The organism is Enterobacter cloacae complex sp. IR5428, from assembly GCF_049238585.1.
Taxonomy (GTDB): Bacteria; Pseudomonadota; Gammaproteobacteria; order Enterobacterales; family Enterobacteriaceae; genus Enterobacter; species Enterobacter intestinihominis.
The window spans coordinates 297,076-315,095 of record NZ_JBMKHV010000005.1 but is presented as its reverse complement, the minus strand read 5'-3'; the positions used below and the strand labels follow the sequence as shown (position 1 = coordinate 315,095).

General features: G+C 60.9%; 19 protein-coding genes. 11 read left to right on the top strand and 8 right to left on the bottom strand.

The window, feature by feature from the left end; translation table 11 throughout:
• Positions 1-9: 9 nt before the first annotated feature.
• The 4 genes from ACOTXC_RS09760 to ACOTXC_RS09745 all read left to right on the top strand — a co-directional run bounded on the left by ACOTXC_RS09760 (position 10) and on the right by ACOTXC_RS09745 (position 2,764).
• Positions 10-1,098 carry an oxidoreductase gene (locus tag ACOTXC_RS09760; protein ID WP_063849567.1) on the top strand — a complete coding sequence of 363 codons (1,089 nt, stop codon included), beginning with the start codon at positions 10-12 and terminating at the stop codon, positions 1,096-1,098.
• A 57-nt stretch (positions 1,099-1,155) separates the two neighbouring features.
• Positions 1,156-1,899 (top strand): SDR family NAD(P)-dependent oxidoreductase, encoded by a 744-nt coding sequence (locus tag ACOTXC_RS09755; RefSeq protein ID WP_038415642.1) that lies wholly within the window; start codon positions 1,156-1,158, stop codon positions 1,897-1,899.
• Positions 1,900-2,082: 183 nt separating this feature from the next.
• On the top strand, positions 2,083-2,385 hold the full coding sequence (locus ACOTXC_RS09750) for a type II toxin-antitoxin system RelE family toxin (protein WP_023299564.1): 303 nt from the start codon (positions 2,083-2,085) through the stop codon (positions 2,383-2,385).
• Entirely contained in the window at positions 2,360-2,764 is a 405-nt protein-coding gene (locus ACOTXC_RS09745; protein ID WP_022647392.1) for a helix-turn-helix domain-containing protein, read from the top strand. The genes ACOTXC_RS09750 and ACOTXC_RS09745 overlap by 26 nt, the downstream gene beginning before the upstream one ends.
• Here ACOTXC_RS09745 and ACOTXC_RS09740 read toward each other — a convergent pair.
• Both ACOTXC_RS09740 and cstA read right to left on the bottom strand, forming a co-directional pair.
• Positions 2,761-2,958: a YbdD/YjiX family protein gene (locus ACOTXC_RS09740; protein ID WP_006809671.1), complete on the bottom strand. Its 198-nt coding sequence runs from the start codon at positions 2,956-2,958 to the stop codon at positions 2,761-2,763. The two genes, ACOTXC_RS09745 and ACOTXC_RS09740, sit on opposite strands and share 4 nt — an antisense overlap.
• Positions 2,959-3,062: 104 nt before the next feature.
• Positions 3,063-5,168, bottom strand: a complete 2,106-nt coding sequence (gene cstA, locus ACOTXC_RS09735; protein ID WP_038415638.1) for a pyruvate/proton symporter CstA — start codon at positions 5,166-5,168, stop codon at positions 3,063-3,065.
• A 268-nt stretch (positions 5,169-5,436) separates the two neighbouring features.
• Here cstA and ACOTXC_RS09730 point away from each other — a divergent pair, with 268 nt between their 5' ends.
• From ACOTXC_RS09730 to ACOTXC_RS09720, 3 genes are read left to right on the top strand one after another with little or no spacing between them, the layout of a single operon-like run.
• On the top strand, positions 5,437-6,132 hold the full coding sequence (locus ACOTXC_RS09730) for a nucleoside recognition domain-containing protein (protein ID WP_421767600.1): 696 nt from the start codon (positions 5,437-5,439) through the stop codon (positions 6,130-6,132).
• The gene (locus ACOTXC_RS09725) at positions 6,129-6,593 is read left to right on the top strand and encodes a YjiG family protein (RefSeq protein WP_023305665.1); all 465 of its coding nucleotides are present in this window, start codon (positions 6,129-6,131) and stop codon (positions 6,591-6,593) included. The genes ACOTXC_RS09730 and ACOTXC_RS09725 overlap by 4 nt, the downstream gene beginning before the upstream one ends.
• Positions 6,594-6,606: 13 nt before the next feature.
• Positions 6,607-7,719 carry a M20 family metallopeptidase gene (locus ACOTXC_RS09720; protein WP_058677444.1) on the top strand — a complete coding sequence of 371 codons (1,113 nt, stop codon included), beginning with the start codon at positions 6,607-6,609 and terminating at the stop codon, positions 7,717-7,719.
• Between the two features lie 90 nt (positions 7,720-7,809).
• Here ACOTXC_RS09720 and entH read toward each other — a convergent pair whose 3' ends face one another.
• Genes entH through entC form a run of 5 tightly spaced genes read right to left on the bottom strand, consistent with a single transcriptional unit; the run spans position 7,810 to position 12,635 of the window.
• Positions 7,810-8,223 carry a proofreading thioesterase EntH gene (entH, locus tag ACOTXC_RS09715; protein ID WP_022647384.1) on the bottom strand — a complete coding sequence of 138 codons (414 nt, stop codon included), beginning with the start codon at positions 8,221-8,223 and terminating at the stop codon, positions 7,810-7,812.
• Positions 8,223-8,975, bottom strand: coding sequence for a 2,3-dihydro-2,3-dihydroxybenzoate dehydrogenase EntA (entA, locus tag ACOTXC_RS09710; RefSeq protein ID WP_126490602.1), 753 nt, complete (start codon positions 8,973-8,975; stop codon positions 8,223-8,225). Before entA ends, entH begins: the two co-directional genes overlap by 1 nt.
• A complete protein-coding gene (locus tag ACOTXC_RS09705) occupies positions 8,975-9,829 on the bottom strand; it encodes an isochorismatase (RefSeq protein ID WP_022647383.1) in 855 nt (284 codons plus the stop codon). The genes entA and ACOTXC_RS09705 overlap by 1 nt, the downstream gene beginning before the upstream one ends.
• 10 nt (positions 9,830-9,839) lie before the next feature.
• Positions 9,840-11,450, bottom strand: a complete 1,611-nt coding sequence (gene entE / locus ACOTXC_RS09700) for a (2,3-dihydroxybenzoyl)adenylate synthase EntE (RefSeq protein WP_421767599.1) — start codon at positions 11,448-11,450, stop codon at positions 9,840-9,842.
• A 9-nt stretch (positions 11,451-11,459) separates the two neighbouring features.
• Positions 11,460-12,635 carry an isochorismate synthase EntC gene (gene entC, locus ACOTXC_RS09695; protein WP_023299559.1) on the bottom strand — a complete coding sequence of 392 codons (1,176 nt, stop codon included), beginning with the start codon at positions 12,633-12,635 and terminating at the stop codon, positions 11,460-11,462.
• A gap of 188 nt (positions 12,636-12,823) precedes the next feature.
• Here entC and fepB point away from each other — a divergent pair, with 188 nt between their 5' ends.
• Positions 12,824-13,783 (top strand): Fe2+-enterobactin ABC transporter substrate-binding protein, encoded by a 960-nt coding sequence (fepB, locus tag ACOTXC_RS09690; protein WP_421767598.1) that lies wholly within the window; start codon positions 12,824-12,826, stop codon positions 13,781-13,783.
• Positions 13,784-13,860: 77 nt separating this feature from the next.
• Here fepB and entS read toward each other — a convergent pair whose 3' ends face one another.
• Positions 13,861-15,087 (bottom strand): enterobactin transporter EntS, encoded by a 1,227-nt coding sequence (gene entS, locus ACOTXC_RS09685; protein WP_421767597.1) that lies wholly within the window; start codon positions 15,085-15,087, stop codon positions 13,861-13,863.
• 108 nt (positions 15,088-15,195) lie between these two features.
• Here entS and fepD point away from each other — a divergent pair, with 108 nt between their 5' ends.
• The 3 genes from fepD to fepC are packed head-to-tail and all read left to right on the top strand — an operon-like array spanning position 15,196 to position 17,980.
• A complete protein-coding gene (gene fepD, locus ACOTXC_RS09680) occupies positions 15,196-16,200 on the top strand; it encodes a Fe(3+)-siderophore ABC transporter permease (RefSeq protein ID WP_058677449.1) in 1,005 nt (334 codons plus the stop codon).
• Positions 16,200-17,189, top strand: coding sequence for an iron-enterobactin ABC transporter permease (gene fepG, locus ACOTXC_RS09675; RefSeq protein WP_199159990.1), 990 nt, complete (start codon positions 16,200-16,202; stop codon positions 17,187-17,189). Before fepD ends, fepG begins: the two co-directional genes overlap by 1 nt.
• The gene (gene fepC, locus ACOTXC_RS09670) at positions 17,186-17,980 is read left to right on the top strand and encodes an iron-enterobactin ABC transporter ATP-binding protein (protein ID WP_421767596.1); all 795 of its coding nucleotides are present in this window, start codon (positions 17,186-17,188) and stop codon (positions 17,978-17,980) included. Before fepG ends, fepC begins: the two co-directional genes overlap by 4 nt.
• Positions 17,981-18,020: the final 40 nt, after the last annotated feature.

Below are 18,020 nucleotides of genomic sequence, written 5' to 3'. Positions count from 1 at the left end.
GACAACTTCATGAGCAACACCAATATCCGCGTCGTGCCCGGCCCGGCGAACTACTTCTCTCATCCGGGAAGCCTTGCGCACCTGGATGATTTCTTTACTCCGGAACAGCTTTCCCGCGCGGTGTGGATCTACGGCGAGCGGGCTATCGAGGGCGCACGCCCTTATCTGCCGCAGAGTTTTAACGCAACGGGGGCAAAACATCTGCTGTTTAAGGGCCATTGCAGCGAGCGTGACGTCACTCATCTGGTGAACGCGTCGGGTGGTGAAGCCAGCGTGGTGATTGGCGTGGGCGGCGGTGCGGTAATGGATACCGTCAAGGCCGTGGCGCGTCGTCTGGGCGTGCCGTTCGTGGGCATTCCCACCATCGCCGCCACCTGCGCGGCGTGGACCCCGCTCTCCGTGTGGTACAACGATGCCGGGCAGGCGCTACAGTTTGAGATTTTTGACGACGCCAACTATCTGGTGCTGGTGGAGCCGCAAATCATCCTTAACGCCCCGGCGGAATACCTGTTGGCAGGCATCGGCGATACGCTGGCGAAGTGGTACGAAGCGGCGGTACTCGCCCCTGAACCGGAAAACCTGCCGCTGACCGTGCGTCTTGGCCTGAACGGTGCGCTGGCGATCCGCGACGTGTTGCTGGAGCGCAGCGAAGAGGCGCTGGCCGACCAGCAGCGCGGCGACCAGACGCAGGCGTTTCGGGACGTGGTGGACGCCGTTATCGCCGGTGGCGGTATGGTCGGCGGTCTGGGCGAACGCTATACCCGCGTGGCGGCGGCACATGCGGTGCACAACGGCTTAACCGTGCTGCCGCAGACGGAAAAATACCTCCACGGCACCAAGGTGGCCTACGGCATTCTGGTGCAGAGCGCCCTGCTCGGTCAGGAGGACGTGCTGGCGCAGCTGGTGGCGGCATATCAGCGTTTTAACCTGCCGACCACGCTTCGCGCGCTGGAGGTCGATATCCATAACCGCGACGAGCTGGACAAGGTCATTGCTCACACCCTGCGCCCGGTGGAGTCGATTCACTTTTTACCGATTACGTTAAGCCCTGACGTTCTGCGCGCCGCGTTTGAGAAGGTGGAATCCTTCAGCCGTTAATCGCGCCGACGGGCTATACCTAATGATGATTCTCTCCACTCTTGCAACGAGGTCATCATGCAGATCGATTTAACAGGTAAAAAGGCGCTGGTCACCGGCGCCAGTCGTGGGCTGGGTCGGGCAATTGCGCTGTCGCTGGCACGCGCCGGTGCCGATGTGGTTATCACCTACGAAAAATCCGTCGATAAAGCCCAGCAGGTCGTCGATGAAATCAACGCGCTGGGGCGACACGGCGAGGCGATTCAGGCCGACAGCGCCAGCGCGCAGGCGATTCAGGATGCGGTCACGCAGGCGGCGCGCTCCCTCGGCGGGCTGGATATTCTGGTCAATAACGCCGGGATTGCACGCGGCGGCCCGCTGGAGTCCATGACCCTGGCGGACATCGACGCTCTGATCAACGTCAATATCCGCGGCGTGGTGATCGCCATTCAGGAAGCGCTGGTGCATATGTCTGACGGCGGACGCATCATCAACATCGGCAGCTGTCTGGCGAACCGCGTGGCGCAGCCGGGGATCGCCGTCTACTCGATGACCAAATCGGCCCTAAACTCCCTTACCCGGGGTCTGGCCCGCGATTTAGGCCCGCGCGGCATTACCGTCAACCTGGTTCATCCCGGCCCGACCAACAGCGATATGAACCCGGAAGACGGCGAGCAGGCGGAAGCCCAGCGCCGGATGATCGCGCTTGGTCATTACGGCCAGCCGGAGGATATCGCAGCGGCGGTCACCTTCCTCGCCAGCCCGGCTGCGGGGCAAATTTCCGGCGCCGGTCTGGATGTCGACGGCGGTCTGAACGCCTGATCGCAAATTTACTGTATGCCTCTGTCGCCCGGCAGAGGCCTGTTCGAGTCGCCTCGACGATTCGCGTTTTGCCGCTTTCTCGCGGTTTTTTTCCGCTCTACAGTACCCCATAAGAAATTCGGAATTTATCTAATAGTCTTATTATTTCCTTATGTTTTGTGTGGGCGTACAGTGGAGGTACGGATGAAGATTGTCTGGTCTAAAACAGCAGAGAAGCAGTTTTCTAAAATCGATACGCGATATCAGAACCGCATTAAATTCAGGCTGGAGAAGATGGACGATAAAACATCACCTGTCGCGGATATCAAGAAATTATCTTCTCCCGAAAACCACTACAGGTTGCGATTAGGTGATTACAGGGTCATTTACACCTTCGGGGATCCGCCGGGTGATATCTGCTACGTAGTGGCAGTAAAACGCCGGACAACCACTACCTACCTTCATGAGGAGCATACGGAATATGACTATTCAGTTCATCAAGGATGAAGAAGGAAAAAAACAGTATGTTGTCATACCCTACGGTGAATATTTTCGCATGCGTTTAGCCATGCTTGAGTACGATGACGATGATGAAAACGACTGGGAAGACATCCCTTACGAATCAGACATCTACGATAACGTAGGTTTACCGGGTGAAGTGTGCGACATCATGCATAACGAGAACGTCAGCCTACAGGCCGCCTGGCGCATTTTACGCGGTATGTCCCAGCAGGAGGTGGCGGAGAAGCTTGGCATCAGTCAGTCCGCCGTGTCACAGCTGGAGGCGCTGGACTCCCGACCGCAAAAGCGCACCCGCGAAAAGCTGGCGGCAATTTACGGCTGTAAACAGGAGCAGATCAGCCTCTATTTACCAAAAGAGGGTTAACAGCACTTCGCCCCGCCCTTACCGCCGTAGCGGGCGTCCTGACGGTCGCGGAAAAATTCTTCGTAGGTCATTGGCGTCTGATCCGGGTGGTTGACGCGCATATGCTCGACGTAGTTGTCGTAATCCGGCACGCCAATCATCATTTTAGCGGCCTGGCCCAGGTATTTACCTGCTTTGGAAAGGGTGTCGAACATAATCAGTTTCTCGTTTGTTTCCCTCACCCCGGCCCTCTCCCGGAGGGAGAGGGAGGATAAGAAATGTAGGCCGGGTAAGGCGAAGCCGCCACCCGGCACACGGGTTAATGCGCCCCTTTCGCCTGGGTGACAATCTCGTCCAGGTTCTCAGGCATTGGCTCATACGGCGTCTCTTTCGCCGTTGGCGTGTCGACTTTCAACGCCGCCAGCGCGGTTTTCAGAGAATACAACGCCAGCACCACAACCACCACCATAAAGAAGATGGTCAGCCCGGCGTCCAGACGGTTGTTAAACACCAGCTGCGACAGCTGAGATTCGGTGTACTGCGCCGGGATCTTGCCGCTGTCGATCATCGCCTGGAACTTGTTGGCAATGGCCAGGAAGCCCACCTTGTTGTCCGGGCTGAAGGCTTTCTGCCAGCCTGCTGTCAGGGTACAGATCAGCAGCCACGCCGTTGGCACCAGCGCCACCCATGCGTAACGCTGGCGCTTCATCTTGAACAGGACTACGGCACAAAGCATCAGCGCCATGCCCGCCAGCATCTGGTTGGCGATTCCGAACAGCGGCCACAGGGTGTTAATGCCGCCCAGCGGATCTACCACGCCCTGATGCAGGAAGTAGCCCCACGCCAGCACGCACAGTGCCGTCGCCAGCAGGTTAGCCGGGAGTGAATCGGTACGTTTCAGATTCGGGGAGATCACCCCCAGCAGATCCTGCAACATAAAGCGCGCCGCGCGCGTACCGGCATCCACCGCCGTCAGGATAAACAGCGCCTCGAACAGAATGGCGAAGTGATACCAGAACGAGACATCCATCAGCCCGCCCAGCGCACCGTGCAGGATGTAGGCCATACCCACCGCCAGCGTCGGCGCCCCGCCCGCACGGGAGATAATCGACTGCTCGCCGACCTCGTTAGCGATATGCGTCAACGTTTCAGGGGTAATCGCAAAGCCCCAGCCGCTCACCACCTGCGCGGCAGAGGCGACCACGTCAACAGTGCCGGCCGGGGCCAGTACCGCCATCGGGCTGTTCATCGCGAAGTACACGCCCGGGTCGATAATACAGGCCGAGACCAGCGCCATAATCGCCACGAAGGATTCCATCAGCATGCCGCCATAGCCAATCAGGCAGGCCTGATTTTCATTCGCCAGCATCTTCGGCGTGGTCCCGGAGGCGATAAGCGCATGGAAGCCAGACACTGCCCCACAGGCGATGGTGATAAACAGGAACGGGAACAGATTGCCGGTCCAGACCGGGCCGGTGCCGTCAATGAATTTGGTCAGGGCAGGCATGGTCAGGGTCGGGCGCATAATCAGAATGCCGATCGCCAGCCCGACGATGGTACCAATTTTCAGGAACGTAGAGAGGTAGTCACGCGGGGCCAGCAGGAGCCATACCGGCAGCACCGCCGCCACGAAGCCGTAGCCCACCAGCATCCAGGTCAGCTGCACGCCGGTGAAGTCGAAGAACGGTGCCCAGGTCGGGCTTTCCGCCACCCAGCCACCGGAGATAATAGCAAACACCAGGAACACCAGGCCAATGACTGAAACTTCACCAATGCGTCCCGGACGCAGATAGCGAATGTAGATCCCCATGAACAGCGCCAGCGGAATGGTGAAGGCGACGGTATAGGTTCCCCACGGGCTGTGGGTCAAGGCTTTCACCACAATCATCGCCAGTACCGCGAGGATGATGACCATGATCATAAAGGTCGCCACCAGCGCAATCACCCCGGCAGTTGCCCCCATCTCCTCTTTCACCAGCTCACCCAGCGAACGACCGTCGCGACGGGTGGAGACGAACAGCACCATGAAGTCCTGCACCGCGCCCGCCAGCACCACCCCCGCGAGGATCCAGATCATCCCCGGCAGGTAGCCCATCTGCGCGGCCAGTACCGGCCCCACCAGCGGGCCTGCCCCGGCAATCGCCGCGAAATGGTGACCGAACAGCACTTTTTTATCGGTCGGCACGTAGTCCAGACCATCGTTATGACGCACGGCCGGCGTCATGCGCGTGCCGTCTACGCCCAGTACCGTCTTCGCGATATAACGGCCATAAAAACGGTATGCGATCAGATAAATGCAGACGGAGGCGACCACGATCCAGAGCGCATTGATCTGCTCCCCCCGGTTGAGGGCGATGTAGCCCAGGGCAAAGGCTCCCACAACGGAGAGCCCTGCCCATATAAGGTATTTCCCTGAGTTGTTCATAATGGTTATCCGTTGTTGTGAAACAGTGAGATGTTACATTTTGTTTCTAGAACAACGGATAAAATTTAACAACTTTGAAACGCAATAATGCGTGGTCAAACCAGACATTTACACCACATTGTTAAGCCGATCACTTTCGTAGCGTCACCGTTCACACTTTTACCTTTTTCGGCCAGACACCGCCTTACGGAATGATTTGTATCATTTTTTTTGGCCATAACCTCGCCAGAATGATCCTGCGCAATCGCGTGCATACAAGGAAAAGGATATGAACAGTTCAGTACCTCAGGATAGTCAGGTCGGGCCGGGCGCGTACTTCGCGCTGGCGTTTGCAGCCGTTTTCTTCTCGGGTCTGTTAGGCGGAAAAGAGTGGTACGGCGTCTTTGATTTCACCACCCTCAACGGCGCATTTGGCAAAGTGGTCAGCAAAGCCAGTCTGGATGACGGTACGTTAACCACAGCCAGCAGCGCCTTTCGCGGCACCGGCGGCAGCGGCGCGATGGACGGGTTTCTCTTCGCGCTCGGTTTAATTCCCGCGGTGATGTTCGCGCTGGGGATGATCAACGTGCTGGAGCACTATGGCGCCCTGCGTGCCGCGCGAAAACTCTTAACTCCTCTGCTGAGCCCGCTATTGGGGATCCCTGGCACCACCGGGCTGGCGCTGATTGGCAGCCTGCAAAGTACCGACGTGGGCGCGTCGCTTACCCGTAATCTCTCTGATGAAGGGCAAATCAGCGAAAAAGAGAAAGACGTTTTCGCCATGTTCCAGTTCTCCGCCGGGGCGATGATCACCAACTTTTTCTCTTCCGGGGCGATCCTCTTCACGCTGCTCGCCGTTGACGGCACGGCGGCGGTGCCCACCTCCATCGGGGCCTGTATCGCGGTGATGTTTATCATGAAAATTGTCGGCGCCAATCTGCTGCGCCTGATCCTGACGTTTACCCATAAAGGAGACGCCGCATGAGTGCCCCACAGTCCAATCCCGTCATTACCGATGTGTTTATCGAAGGCGCGCGCAAAGGCTGGAGCATTGCCACCAGCAGCACGCTGCCCAACGTGGTGATGGCCTTTATCATCATCAAGGCGCTGGAAATTACCGGCGCGCTGAAAGGGCTGGGCACGATCTTCTCTCCGCTGATGGGCCTGTTTGGCCTGCCGGGCGAAGCGGCCGCCGTGCTGATTGGCGGCTGGATGTCGATGGGCGGCGGGATCGGCGTTGCCATCGGCCTGTTTGATAAAGGCATCCTCACCGGCGAGCACCTGGCGATCCTGGCGCCCGCCATCTACCTGATGGGCTCGCAGGTGCAGTACCTGGGCCGCATTTTGGGGGTGATTGGCACCCGCGCCAAACGTATTCCGCTGATGATCGCCCTCTCGGTGGTCAACGCTTTCTTAGCCATGCTGCTGATGCGCATTATTCTCTGAACAGGACGTGAACATGAACCTTGACCATTATATCGAAGAGCTGAAAACCCTGGTGAACGTAGACTGCGGCACCCAGACGATTGACGGCGTCGCCGCTGTTGCAGGCATCATGCAGCAACTGTGGCAGCGCGAAGGCTGGCATACGGAGCAGGTGAACCTGGGCGACAAGGTGGGCCCCGGCGTCTTCGTCAGTAACAAGCCGCAGGCGGAACGGTTCGACGTGCTGCTGGTCGGGCATCTGGATACCGTATTTCCCGCCGGCACCGTGGCCGCGCGTCCGCTGAGCGAGGATGAAACCCGCCTGTACGGCCCCGGCGTCTCGGATATGAAGAGCGGACTTCTGAATATTTTGTGGGCAATGCGCGCGCTTGACGCCGCAGACAACGATCGTCTCGCGATTGCCGTTGCGATGAACCCGGACGAAGAGACCGGATCTGTCCATTCCCATGAGTGGATTGGCGAGCTGGCTAAGCGTTCCCGCTGCGTGCTGGTGTGCGAAGCCGCCCGCGCCGACGGTTCGCTGGTGAAAGCGCGTAAAGGGATGGCGGGCTATCACCTCACCTTTAGCGGCGTGGCGGCACACGCGGGCAATGACCCGGAAAAAGGCCGCTCGGCGATCACCGCGCTGGCAAAGAGCGTTATCGCCATCAATGCGCTGACGGACTGGGATCGCGGCACTACACTTAACGTCGGCGTAATTCAGGGCGGCAGCGCGGCGAACGTGGTCGCGGACAGCGCTGTGGCAGAACTGGACGTTCGCTTCTGGGAAAACGACGAGTATGACCGGGTGAACCAGGCGCTGGAGTTGTTATGTGAACAAGGCTTTTTAGACGGCGTGACCACCACGCTGACGCGGGTTAATCACAAACCGGCGATGGCCGCGAGCGACGCGACGCAGGCGCTGATGCAGCAGGTTGAAGCGGCGGGTAAAGCGGAAGGCATCGACATTACCTGGCAGGCAGTCGGCGGCGGCAGCGACGCCAACCACACCGCCGCGCTCGGCATCCCCACGCTTGACGGCTTCGGGCCGGTTGGCGCCGGGTTCCACAGCCCGGCGGAATGGCTGGATAAAGCGTCCATTGCGCCGCGAATTCGGCTGTTGAAGCGGGTGGTATCGATGTTGTAACAACCGCCCGGTGGCGCTTCGCTTACCGGGCCTGCATGTTTCGTAGGCCGGGTAAGGCGAAGCCGCCACCCGGCACTCCCGCCGCACAATCTAACCCAGCACCATCGTACTCAACCGACACGTACAGCACCGCCGCCCCTGCTCGTCGAACACCACAATCTCCCAGCTCTGACTGGAGCGGCCCAGATGCAGCGGCTGACATACGCCGCGCACTTTACCGTGAGAGACCGCGCGGTGGTGCGTAGCGTTCAGTTCCGTGCCCACCACATTCTGCCCGTCGCGGGTCATCAGAAAACCGGCCATCGACCCCAGCGTTTCCGCCAGCGCCGCCGACGCACCGCCGTGCAGCAGGCCAAACGGCTGGTGGGTGCGCGCATCCACCGGCATCTCCGCTTCCAGCGTATCGTCCCCGAGGCGGGTATAGACGATGCCAAGGTGTTCCACCATCGTGTTCTGGCTAGTGGCATTCAGTTCGTCGAGGGATAAATGACGTTTCCAGATCATTACGCCCCCAGCGTGGAGCCGCCGTCCACCACGATATCCTGCAAGGTGATATGGCTGGCGGCATCGGATGCCAGGAACAGCACGGTCGCGGCAATCTCCTGCGGACGGGCAATTTTACCGAGCGGAATGCCGAGTTTGAACTGCTCGCCGAAGCCGCGAATGCGCCGCTGTTCCGCATCATCGCTGGTCCACAACGTGCGCTGCATGTCGGTATCCGTAGAACCCGGCGACACCAGGTTACAGCGTACGCCGCTGCCCGCCAGCTCCAGCCCGACGGTCAGCGCCAGGCTTTTCAGCGCCGCTTTCGACGCGCCGTAGGCGCTCATGCCGATGCGCGGCGTGTGCGCCGCGTCAGAGGCCACCGTCACAATCGCCCCGCCCTGCTGACGACGGAACTGGCCCATCGTCTGCTGGAACAGGTTGAACGCGCCGCCGACGTTGACCGCAAAGGTCTGCTGCCAGTCCTCCTGCGAAAGCTGATCCGTCGCGCCCATACGCAGAATGCCCGCCGCGTTAACCAGCACGTCGAGCCGCTCAAGGCTGCTGAGCAAACGCCCGCAGACATCACTCGCCTGCGCCGCATCCGCCACGTCCAGCGTTTCGGTGGCAAACGGATATTCGCCGTGAGGGAAAGCCAGATCGAACCCGGTCACCTGCGCCCCGGCCTCCACAAATGACAGCGCGGTCGCATAGCCAATGCCCTTACCCGCGCCCGTCACCCAGACGGTTTTACCGGTAAAATCAAAAGCCATCACTTCACCTCGCGGGAGAGCAGCGCCCACCAGGCATCGAGGGTCGGATTTTTTGCCAGCATCACGAAATCAATGTCGCCGTGCACTTTGCGCCAGCGGGCGGCGAGCGCCATCATCCGTACTGAATCCAGACCGTAGTCGATCAGGTTTTCGTCATCCATCGGCTCGTCGGACTCGTCCAGCAGCGGCAGGATCAGCTCACGCAGCGCGGCTTTCGTTGCCGGAACAGACGGCAGCAACTCGTCGGTCATCACCACGCGGCCCGAACGTCCGGCCACGTATTTCAGCGACATCAGGTGCTCGTCGCGGGTGAAATCCGCCAGCGCGTCGGCGATAAAGAACGGTTTGATGTCGCGCATAAAGGCGTCGGTGGCGGTGGTCATGCAGCCGATGTGGGCGTACACGCCGGTGATCAAAAGCTGGTTGCGGCCGGTCTCTTTCAGCATCTGCTCCAGCGGGGAGCGGTGAAACGCGCTGTAGCGCCACTTCACCAGCACGGTGTCCGCTTCGTCCGGGGTCAGCTCAGCGACGATGCGCTGCTGCTCCGGTGAGCGAGTCAGACCCGGCCCCCACATATCGTTCAGCAGGGCGCGGTCTTCATCGCTCTGATCTTTCGGCTGCGCGGTGTAGTACACCGGAATATTGTGCTCTTTGCAGTACGCGCGCAGTTTAGCGATGTTCGCCACTACCTGCTGCATCATGTCGCTATTTTCGCCCCAGAAATTCAGGAAGTACTCCTGCATATCGTGGATCAGCAGTGCGGCGCGCTCCGGCTCAAACGCCCAGCTTACTTTACTGGTCGGCAGTTCGGCGGCGGTTGGCAGCGCATATGCGGTTAATTTTGGAATAGCCATTCTCTGTTCCTCAGCCCCGGGCGCGTTCAGCAAGCCACAGGCGCAACTGTTTCTTATCAACTTTGCCGACCGGCGTGAGCGGAAGCGCATCCACGCTCTCCACGCGGTCCGGCAGCTTAAATTCGGCAACGCCCTGCTCGCGCAGGAAGCGGCGCACCTCCACCGCGCGCAGCGGCTGTTTCACCACCAGGTACGCGCAGCTTTTTTCGCCCAGCAGGCTGTCCTCCATGCTCACCAGCGCGGCGTGGATCACTGCTTCGTGGCGCAGCAGCAGGTTTTCGATCTCTTCGGCGGCGATCTTCTCGCCACCGCGGTTGATCTGATCTTTCTCGCGCCCCTGCACGGTGATGTAACCCTGCTCGTCGATGGCGATCAGATCGCCCGAGCAGTAGAAGCCGTTGGCATCGAAGGCGCTGGCGTTGTGGTCCGGGCTGTTGAAATAGCCGCGGAAGGTGTAAGGGCCGCGCGTCATCAGACGCCCGACCTCCCCGCGCGGCAGCGGGTTACCGTCCTCGTCCGCCACCCACACTTCATCGTCCGGGCACATCGGGCGGCCCTGGGTATTGATGATGCGCTCCGGCGCATCGTCGAGGGCGGTATAGTTCACCAGCCCTTCCGCCATGCCAAACACCTGCTGAAGCTGGCAGCCAATTTCCGCCGGAATGCGCGCCGCAAGCGTGGCGGAGAGGCGCGCGCCGCCCACCTGGAGCAGCCTGAGGGATTTCAGCTGGGCGTTCCCCGCGCCGTCGGCAATCGCCTGCAACCACAGGCTGACCGCGGGCGGCACCAGCGAGGTGACGTTTATCTGATGCTGCTCAATCAGCGGGAAGCAGAGCGTGGCGCTCGGATCGTTCGCCAGCACCACGCAGCCACCCGCCGTGAAAACGCCTAACGATCCTGGCGAGCTCATGGCGTAGTTATGCGCCGCGGGAAGGGCGTTCAGATAGCGGGTGTGCGCAGTGATACCGCAGATTTCGTTGCTGCGACGGATGCTGTAGTCGTAATCGTTATGCGTGCGCGGGATCAGCTTCGGCGTGCCGGTGCTGCCGCCGGAGAGCTGGAAGAACGCCACTTCGTCGGCGGGCGTCGGGTTCGGGATGAAATTGTCCGCCGGGCGCGCAATCGCCGCCTCCAGCGCATGTTCGCCCTTATCGCCACGCAGCAGCACAACGCGTACCGAGCGATGCGCATCCACAAAGGTGTTGAGAAAATCATCGCCTGAGAACAGCGCGTGGTCGCGATCGGCAATCAGTACGGCGGGTTTGATCTGCTCCGCGTAGGCGTTGAGTTCACTGCGCTGATGGCTAAAGAGCGCGTTGACCGGCGCGACGCCGATTTGCAGTAGCGCGAAGAAGGTGATGTAGAACTCGGCCACGTTGCCAAGCTGCACCAGCGCGGTCTCACCGCGATGCAGCCCCTGCGCCTGAAGGGAGGACGCCAGATTCGTCACCGCCTGATTAAACGCGCGGTAGGTGATGCGGCGATCGCCGTCAATTATCGCGACCGTATCGCTGTCCGCATGGTCCGTCAGGATGTGGGTCAGCGGCAGATCCTGCCAGTAGCCTTTTTCACGGTAGCGGCGGGCAAAATCCTCAGGCCAGCGGGTAAAAGGGATGGTCATGAGTATTCCTTAGTGCAAACCAAACACGTTGAGCATGGTGGAGAGCTTCACGCCCGTCTCGCGCCACTCGCCGACCGGGGAGGAAGCAGGCACAATGCCCGCGCCGGCAAACAGGCGAACGGTATTCTGATGCAGCCGCGCGCAGCGGATAGTTACCACCCACTCGCCGTTACCTTCGCTGTCGCACCAGCCGACGATGCCGCCGAACAGCTCGCGGTCGAACGGCTCCAGCTCGGCAATCAGCTCTTTTGCCGCCTGATGTGGGAAGCCGCTCAGCGCGGGCGTCGGGTGCAGCAGGCAAGCCAGCGTCAGGGCGTTCTCGTTTTCACGTGCCTCACCTTCTACCGGCGTGGCCAGATGCCACAGCGTCGGGGTGGTGATGAGCTGCGGGGAAGCCGGCATGCTCAGATGATGGCTACGCGGTTCCAGAATGGTTTTCATCGCCTGCGTGACCAGATCGTGCTCATGGCGGTCTTTTTCGGAGGCCAGCAGCTTAGTGCCCGCTTCGCGATCCAGCACATCGTCCGGCTGACGGCGCGCAGAGCCTGCCAGCGGCAGCGAGCTAAAGTGCGCGCCCTCTTTGCGCAGCAGCAGTTCCGGGCTGGCGCCCAGCAGCACGCCGCCGTCTTCCAGCGGTACGTGGAAGTTAAAGCTCGCCGGGTTCTGGGCGATAAGACGCTCCATCAGCGCGCTGCTATCGATCTGTTTGTCGGTAGCGATATCAATCAGGCGCGACAGCACCACCTTATTCACCTGCGGCGTAGCGGTGAGCGACGCGGCGCGAGCAACCATCTCCTCGAAAACCGGCTGCGACGGGATCTCGGTGCGCTGTTGCACGTTCAGCGTCTGCGCGCCGGAGGCATAACGTGCGGACTGCTGACGCGCCGGGCGGGAGAAGGTTTGCCAGCGTTGCGGAATAAACAGCGATGACGGTTTGCGGGTATCGAAGGGGATCGCCCCTACCATCACCGGATGGGCAATGCCGCTGTTTTTCGCATTCCGGAAAGCCTGAGCTAATTTCTGCTGAAAGGGACCCGCCGGATCGTCACCGCCGACGGCGGGTTCAGAAAAACGGGCAAAACAGCCGGACGTGGTAAAACTGCGGTAAGGCGACATAAAGAAAAAGCTGTCTGATTGCAGCGTTGTCGCGGTGTGCTGAACTTCCTCAGCCAGGGACGTGTCCATATCATCCTCCTTAAAATGATAAAAGAAGCAATAATGATTATCATTTATATTTTCGTCGGCTAACCTAATCCCACATCGCCCCGCTGTCAACCGTCGGGCAAATAACTTGTGCGACAAACGCTTGCATCCCTTCCCTACAGCCCTGAAAATGAGAAGCATTATCTTCAATAAAATCAGGATGCCGCTCTGTGAAAATCGCTGCCGTTTGCCGCAATGCCCTTCTTTTAACAGGACTTTTTGTTTTAGGACTAACCTCAGCCCTCGCCGCCGACTGGCCGCGCCAGGTCACCGACAGCCGCGGCGTTCACACGCTTGAGAGCAAACCGACGCGCATTGTCTCCACCAGCGTGACCTTAACCGGCTCCCTGCTGGCCATTGACGCGCCGGTCATTGCCAGCGGCGCGACCACGCCAAACAACCGCGTGGCGGATGCGCAGGGCTTCCTGCGTCAGTGGGGCGATATCGCCAAACAGCGTAAGGTTGCCCGGCTGTACATCGGCGAGCCGAGCGCCGAAGCCGTCGCGGCCCAGATGCCGGACCTGATTTTGATCAGCGCCACCGGCGGGGATTCCGCGCTGGCGCTCTACGATCAGCTTTCCGCCATCGCGCCGACGCTTATCATTAACTACGACGACAAAAGCTGGCAGGAACTGCTGACCCAACTGGGGACGATCACCGGGCAGGAGACACAGGCCGCAGAGCGCATCGCTGCCTTCGACAAACAGCTCGCCAAGGTGAAACAGCAGATGAAGCTGCCGCCACAGCCGGTGAACGCCATCGTCTACACCGCCGCGGCGCACACGGCGAACCTGTGGACGACAGACTCCGCGCAGGGCAAGCTTTTGCACCAGTTGGGCTTTACGCTGGCCGACGTGCCTGCCGAGTTGCACACCTCAAAAAGTCAGGGCAAACGCCACGACATTATCCAGTTAGGGGGTGAAAACCTGGCGACGGGGCTGAACGGCGAAGGGCTGTTCGTGTTTGCCGGCGATCAGAAAGACGTGGACGCGATTTACGCCAACCCGCTGCTGGCGCATCTGCCGTCGGTGAAGAACAAGCGCGTCTGGGCATTAGGAACCGAGACGTTCCGCCTGGATTATTACAGCGCGATGTTGGTGTTGCAGCGTTTGAATTCAATTTTTAAATAAGTGGCACGTTCCCCGTAGGCCCGGTAAGCGCAGCGCCACCGGGCGTTTTGTCGGGTGGCGGCTACGCCTTACCCGACCTACAGGGTTTGCCTGAACCGACGCAACTCCACCAGAACCGCCAGTAAAATCACGCCAACAACGGCTAACAAAAACCCGCTGCTGCTCGCCGACGCCACCGGTGTCATTATCGCCCCCAGCCCGCCGAGGATCGCCGCGCCAATCGCATCGCCCGTGACGTTCTGCGCCGTCCACAGGCCGTTAATGCGCCCGAGCATCCCTTCCGGCGTCTGGGTCTGGATCAGGGTGTACTGTAAAAGAGAGCTGACCGCGCTCAGCCAGCCGAAAATCACCAGACACATCACCCCCAGCGCCCACACCGGCATCAGGCTAAAGAAACCAATGGCGATAAACGAGGCCAGCGTCGCCACCAGCATGATCAACCCCGGTCTCGCGCTCTGCGCCAGGTTGCCGCTGGTCAGCGCCCCGAAGGCCGCACCGAGCGGAATGGCGGCGTACAGCACGCCAATCTCTGAGGCGCTCATCTGCCACTCACCCGCCAGTGCCGGGTACAGCACGCGCACGGCGCTCGCCATCGTCAGCAGGCCGCCGAGCAGCGCAATTCCGCCAATCAATGGGTTGCTGAACAGGAAACGAATCGCGGCCATCAGGGACTTCAGCGGATGCTCGCGCGGCTGCGGCGGGGGTGGCAGGAGCGGCAGACGCAGTAGCGTCAGGGTGGTAATAAACGTTCCCGCCGCGGCAAGGCCGTAGTTCCACGCCACGTTGCCGGTCGCCAGCAACAGACCGCCCACCATCGGCGAAATCACCGAGCCGAGACGTACGGTGAGCATGGTGATCGCCCCCGCCTGCATCAGGTTCTCGCGCCCGACCAGCGCGGGCGTGGCCGCCAGCAGCGCCGTCACGCCTAGCGAAGCAAAAAAGCCGTCCCACAATCCCAGCACGTAAATGGCCACCAGCGACGGCTCCGGCAGCATGGCGTTCAGACACAGCCCGATAAAGCCCACCCCGCAGGTGCCGCGCGCCAGCAGGATCAGCTTTTTACGCTCGTAGCGGTCCGCCAGCACGCCGCCCACCATCAGGCCGATAAACATCGCCCCGCCAGTTAAGGTGACGGATAACCCCACCAGCCAGCTGGAGTGAGTCATGGTCTGGATTTGCACCGGTACGGCCACACCAAGCAGACCGAGGGACAAAATGGAGATAAAGCGAGCGATAAAAACGGCGCGATACGCCGGGTGTGTTTTGAGCAGGCTGAGGTTAAGCAGCCAGGATTTTTGATTCATGACAAAGCCTTGAGTCTATTTCTACCCATTCCATGGGCGCACATGCTAACATAGCCAAATAAGATAGATAACGATAATCACTATCATTATCAAATCATGGATGTTGCTATGTCGTTTTCCTCTTCTGCGGTGCGCGCCCTTACCGTGCCCGTTTTATTGCTACTGCTAATCCTTGCGATTGCACTCAGCCTGTTGGTCGGCGCAAAACCGCTGCCCGCGTCCGTTATTGTCGATGCGCTATCCGGTACCTGTCAGAGCGCCGACTGCACCATCGTGCTCGACGCTCGCCTGCCCCGCACCCTTGCCGGATTGCTGGCTGGCGGTGCGCTCGGCCTTGCCGGTGCCCTGATGCAAACCCTCACCCGCAACCCGCTGGCGGACCCCGGCATTCTCGGCGTTAACTCCGGCGCCAGCTTTGCCATCGTGCTCGGCGCAGCGCTGTTTGGATTTACGTCCCCCTCTGAACAGCTGATGATGGCTTTTTGCGGCGCGCTGGCGGCCTCGCTGGTGGTGGCGTTTACCGGCAGCCAGGGCGGCGGCCAGCTCAGCCCGGTACGCTTAACGCTGGCGGGCGTAGCGCTCGCGGCGGTACTGGAAGGCTTGTCCAACGGCATCGCCCTGCTCAACCCGGACGTGTATGACCAGCTGCGCTTCTGGCAGGCGGGTTCGCTGGATATTCGTACCCTTGAAACCTTAAAGGTGGTGGTGATCCCGACGATCGTCGCTGCCGCCGTGGCGCTCTGTTTAAGCCGGGCGCTGAACAGCCTGAGCCTCGGCAGCGATACCGCGACCGCCCTCGGCAACCGCGTGGCGCGCACGCAGCTGACGGGGCTACTCGCCATTACCGTGCTCTGCGGCAGCGCGACCGCCGTGGTCGGGCCGATTGCCTTTATCGGCCTGATGATGCCGCACATGGCGCGCTGGCTGGTGGGGGCGGATCACCGCTGGTCGCTGCCGGTCACGCTGCTGGCGACCCCTGCCCTGCTGCTCTTTGCCGACGTACTGGGCCGCCTGCTGGTGCCGGGTGAACTGCGCGTCTCGGTGGTCAGCGCCTTTATCGGCGCGCCGGTGCTGATCTTCCTGGTTCGACGCAGACGCGGGGGTGGCGCATGATGGCCCCGTCCCGTCGTTTACTTACCAGCGTCGCCCTGCTGGTCGTCGCCAGTCTGCTGCTGGCGGTCTGGAGCCTGCAAAGCGGTGCCGTAACGCTTGATTTCGCGCAGGTCTTTCACGCTCTCAGCGGCAGCGCGCCGCGTAACATCACCATGGTGGTCACCGAATGGCGACTGCCGCGCGTGGCGATGGCGATCCTGGTGGGCGCGGCGCTTGGCGTCAGCGGCGCGATATTCCAGTCGCTGATGCGTAACCCCCTCGGGAGCCCGGACGTGATGGGCCTGAATACCGGCGCGTGGAGCGGCGTGCTGGTGGCGATGGTGCTGTTCGGGCAGCATCTTACGGCCATTACCTTTACGGCGATGGCGGGCGGCATTCTCACCTCCCTGCTTATCTGGGCCCTGGCCTGGCGCAACGGCATCGACACCTTCCGTCTGATCATCATCGGGATCGGCATCCGTGCGATGCTGATGGCGTTCAACACCTGGCTTCTGCTACAGGCATCGCTGGAAACCGCGCTCTCCGCCGGGCTGTGGTACGCCGGCTCCCTCAACGGTCTGACGTGGGGAAAAACCTGGCCCGCCGCGCCGCTGATTTTGGTGATGTTTATTGGCGCGTTGCTGCTGGTCAGGCGCATGCGGCTGCTGGAGATGGGCGACGACAGCGCCTGCGCGCTGGGCGTGAGCGTAGAGCGCTCGCGCCTGATGCTGATGCTGGTGGCGGTCTTGCTGACCGCAGCGTCTACCGCCATCGCCGGGCCGATCTCGTTTATTGCCCTCGTAGCCCCGCATATCGCGCGGCGTCTTAGCGGTACCGCGCGCTGGGGATTAACCCAGGCGGCGCTGTGCGGCGCATTGTTACTGCTGGCCGCCGATCTCTGCGCTCAGCAGCTGTTTATGCCTTATCAACTGCCGGTGGGCGTGGTGACCGTCAGCCTCGGCGGGATTTACCTCATCGTCTTGCTCGTTCAGGAGTCACGCAAGAAATGACAGATTCAACATTCCGCTTGCGCGGCGAAAACTTGTCCCTCGGCTACGGCAAAAAAATCATTGCCCGGGATTTATCCGTGTCCATTCCGGACGGCCACTTCACCGCCATTATCGGCCCGAACGGTTGCGGCAAATCGACCCTGCTGCGCACGCTGAGCCGCCTGATGTCGCCGGTTGAGGGTAGCGTGTTCCTCGACGGGGAGCAGATCCAGCGCTTCGCCAGCAAAGAGGTGGCGCGCCGAATTGGCCTGCTGGCGCAAAACGCCACCACGCCGGGGGATATCACCGTGCAGGAGCTGGTCTCCCGCGGGCGCTACCCGCACCAGCCGCTGTTTACCCGCTGGCGCAAAGAGGACGACGAGGCGGTGAAGCGCGCGATGCAGGCGACGGGCATCACCGATCTGGCCCAACAAAGCGTCGATACTCTCTCCGGCGGACAGCGCCAGCGCGCCTGGATTGCAATGGTACTGGCGCAGGAAACCTCGATTATGCTGCTGGACGAGCCGACAACCTGGCTCGATATCAGCCATCAGATTGATCTGCTGGAGCTGCTGAGCGAACTGAACCGCACGCAGGGGTACACCCTGGCGGCAGTGCTGCACGACTTAAATCAGGCGTGCCGCTACGCGACGCATCTGATTGCGCTGCGCGACGGCGAGATTGTGGCGCAGGGCGCGCCGAAGGAGATTGTGACGCCGGATCTGATCGCGCGGATCTACGGCATGCGCTGCATGATTATTGACGATCCGGTGGCGGGTACGCCGTTGGTGGTGCCGTTGGGTCGGCAGTAATTGCCGGGTGGCGGCTACGCCTTACCCGGCCTACATTTCG

Bases quoted from the DNA above. Each gene is read 5' to 3' on its own strand.
- ACOTXC_RS09750 (WP_023299564.1), top strand. From the start codon at position 2,083: ATGAAGATTGTCTGGTCTAAAACAGCAGAGAAGCAGTTTTCTAAAATC.
- entC (WP_023299559.1), bottom strand. From the start codon at position 12,635: ATGGACACGTCCCTGGCTGAGGAAGTTCAGCACACCGCGACAACGCTG.
- ACOTXC_RS09760 (WP_063849567.1), top strand. From the start codon at position 10: ATGAGCAACACCAATATCCGCGTCGTGCCCGGCCCGGCGAACTACTTC.
- fepG (WP_199159990.1), top strand. From the start codon at position 16,200: ATGGCCCCGTCCCGTCGTTTACTTACCAGCGTCGCCCTGCTGGTCGTC.
- ACOTXC_RS09725 (WP_023305665.1), top strand. From the start codon at position 6,129: ATGAGTGCCCCACAGTCCAATCCCGTCATTACCGATGTGTTTATCGAA.
- ACOTXC_RS09745 (WP_022647392.1), top strand. From the start codon at position 2,360: ATGACTATTCAGTTCATCAAGGATGAAGAAGGAAAAAAACAGTATGTT.
- ACOTXC_RS09720 (WP_058677444.1), top strand. From the start codon at position 6,607: ATGAACCTTGACCATTATATCGAAGAGCTGAAAACCCTGGTGAACGTA.
- fepC (WP_421767596.1), top strand. From the start codon at position 17,186: ATGACAGATTCAACATTCCGCTTGCGCGGCGAAAACTTGTCCCTCGGC.
- fepD (WP_058677449.1), top strand. From the start codon at position 15,196: ATGTCGTTTTCCTCTTCTGCGGTGCGCGCCCTTACCGTGCCCGTTTTA.
- cstA (WP_038415638.1), bottom strand. From the start codon at position 5,168: ATGAACAACTCAGGGAAATACCTTATATGGGCAGGGCTCTCCGTTGTG.
- ACOTXC_RS09755 (WP_038415642.1), top strand. From the start codon at position 1,156: ATGCAGATCGATTTAACAGGTAAAAAGGCGCTGGTCACCGGCGCCAGT.
- ACOTXC_RS09705 (WP_022647383.1), bottom strand. From the start codon at position 9,829: ATGGCTATTCCAAAATTAACCGCATATGCGCTGCCAACCGCCGCCGAA.
- ACOTXC_RS09740 (WP_006809671.1), bottom strand. From the start codon at position 2,958: ATGTTCGACACCCTTTCCAAAGCAGGTAAATACCTGGGCCAGGCCGCT.
- entH (WP_022647384.1), bottom strand. From the start codon at position 8,223: ATGATCTGGAAACGTCATTTATCCCTCGACGAACTGAATGCCACTAGC.
- ACOTXC_RS09730 (WP_421767600.1), top strand. From the start codon at position 5,437: ATGAACAGTTCAGTACCTCAGGATAGTCAGGTCGGGCCGGGCGCGTAC.
- entE (WP_421767599.1), bottom strand. From the start codon at position 11,450: ATGACCATCCCTTTTACCCGCTGGCCTGAGGATTTTGCCCGCCGCTAC.
- entA (WP_126490602.1), bottom strand. From the start codon at position 8,975: ATGGCTTTTGATTTTACCGGTAAAACCGTCTGGGTGACGGGCGCGGGT.
- entS (WP_421767597.1), bottom strand. From the start codon at position 15,087: ATGAATCAAAAATCCTGGCTGCTTAACCTCAGCCTGCTCAAAACACAC.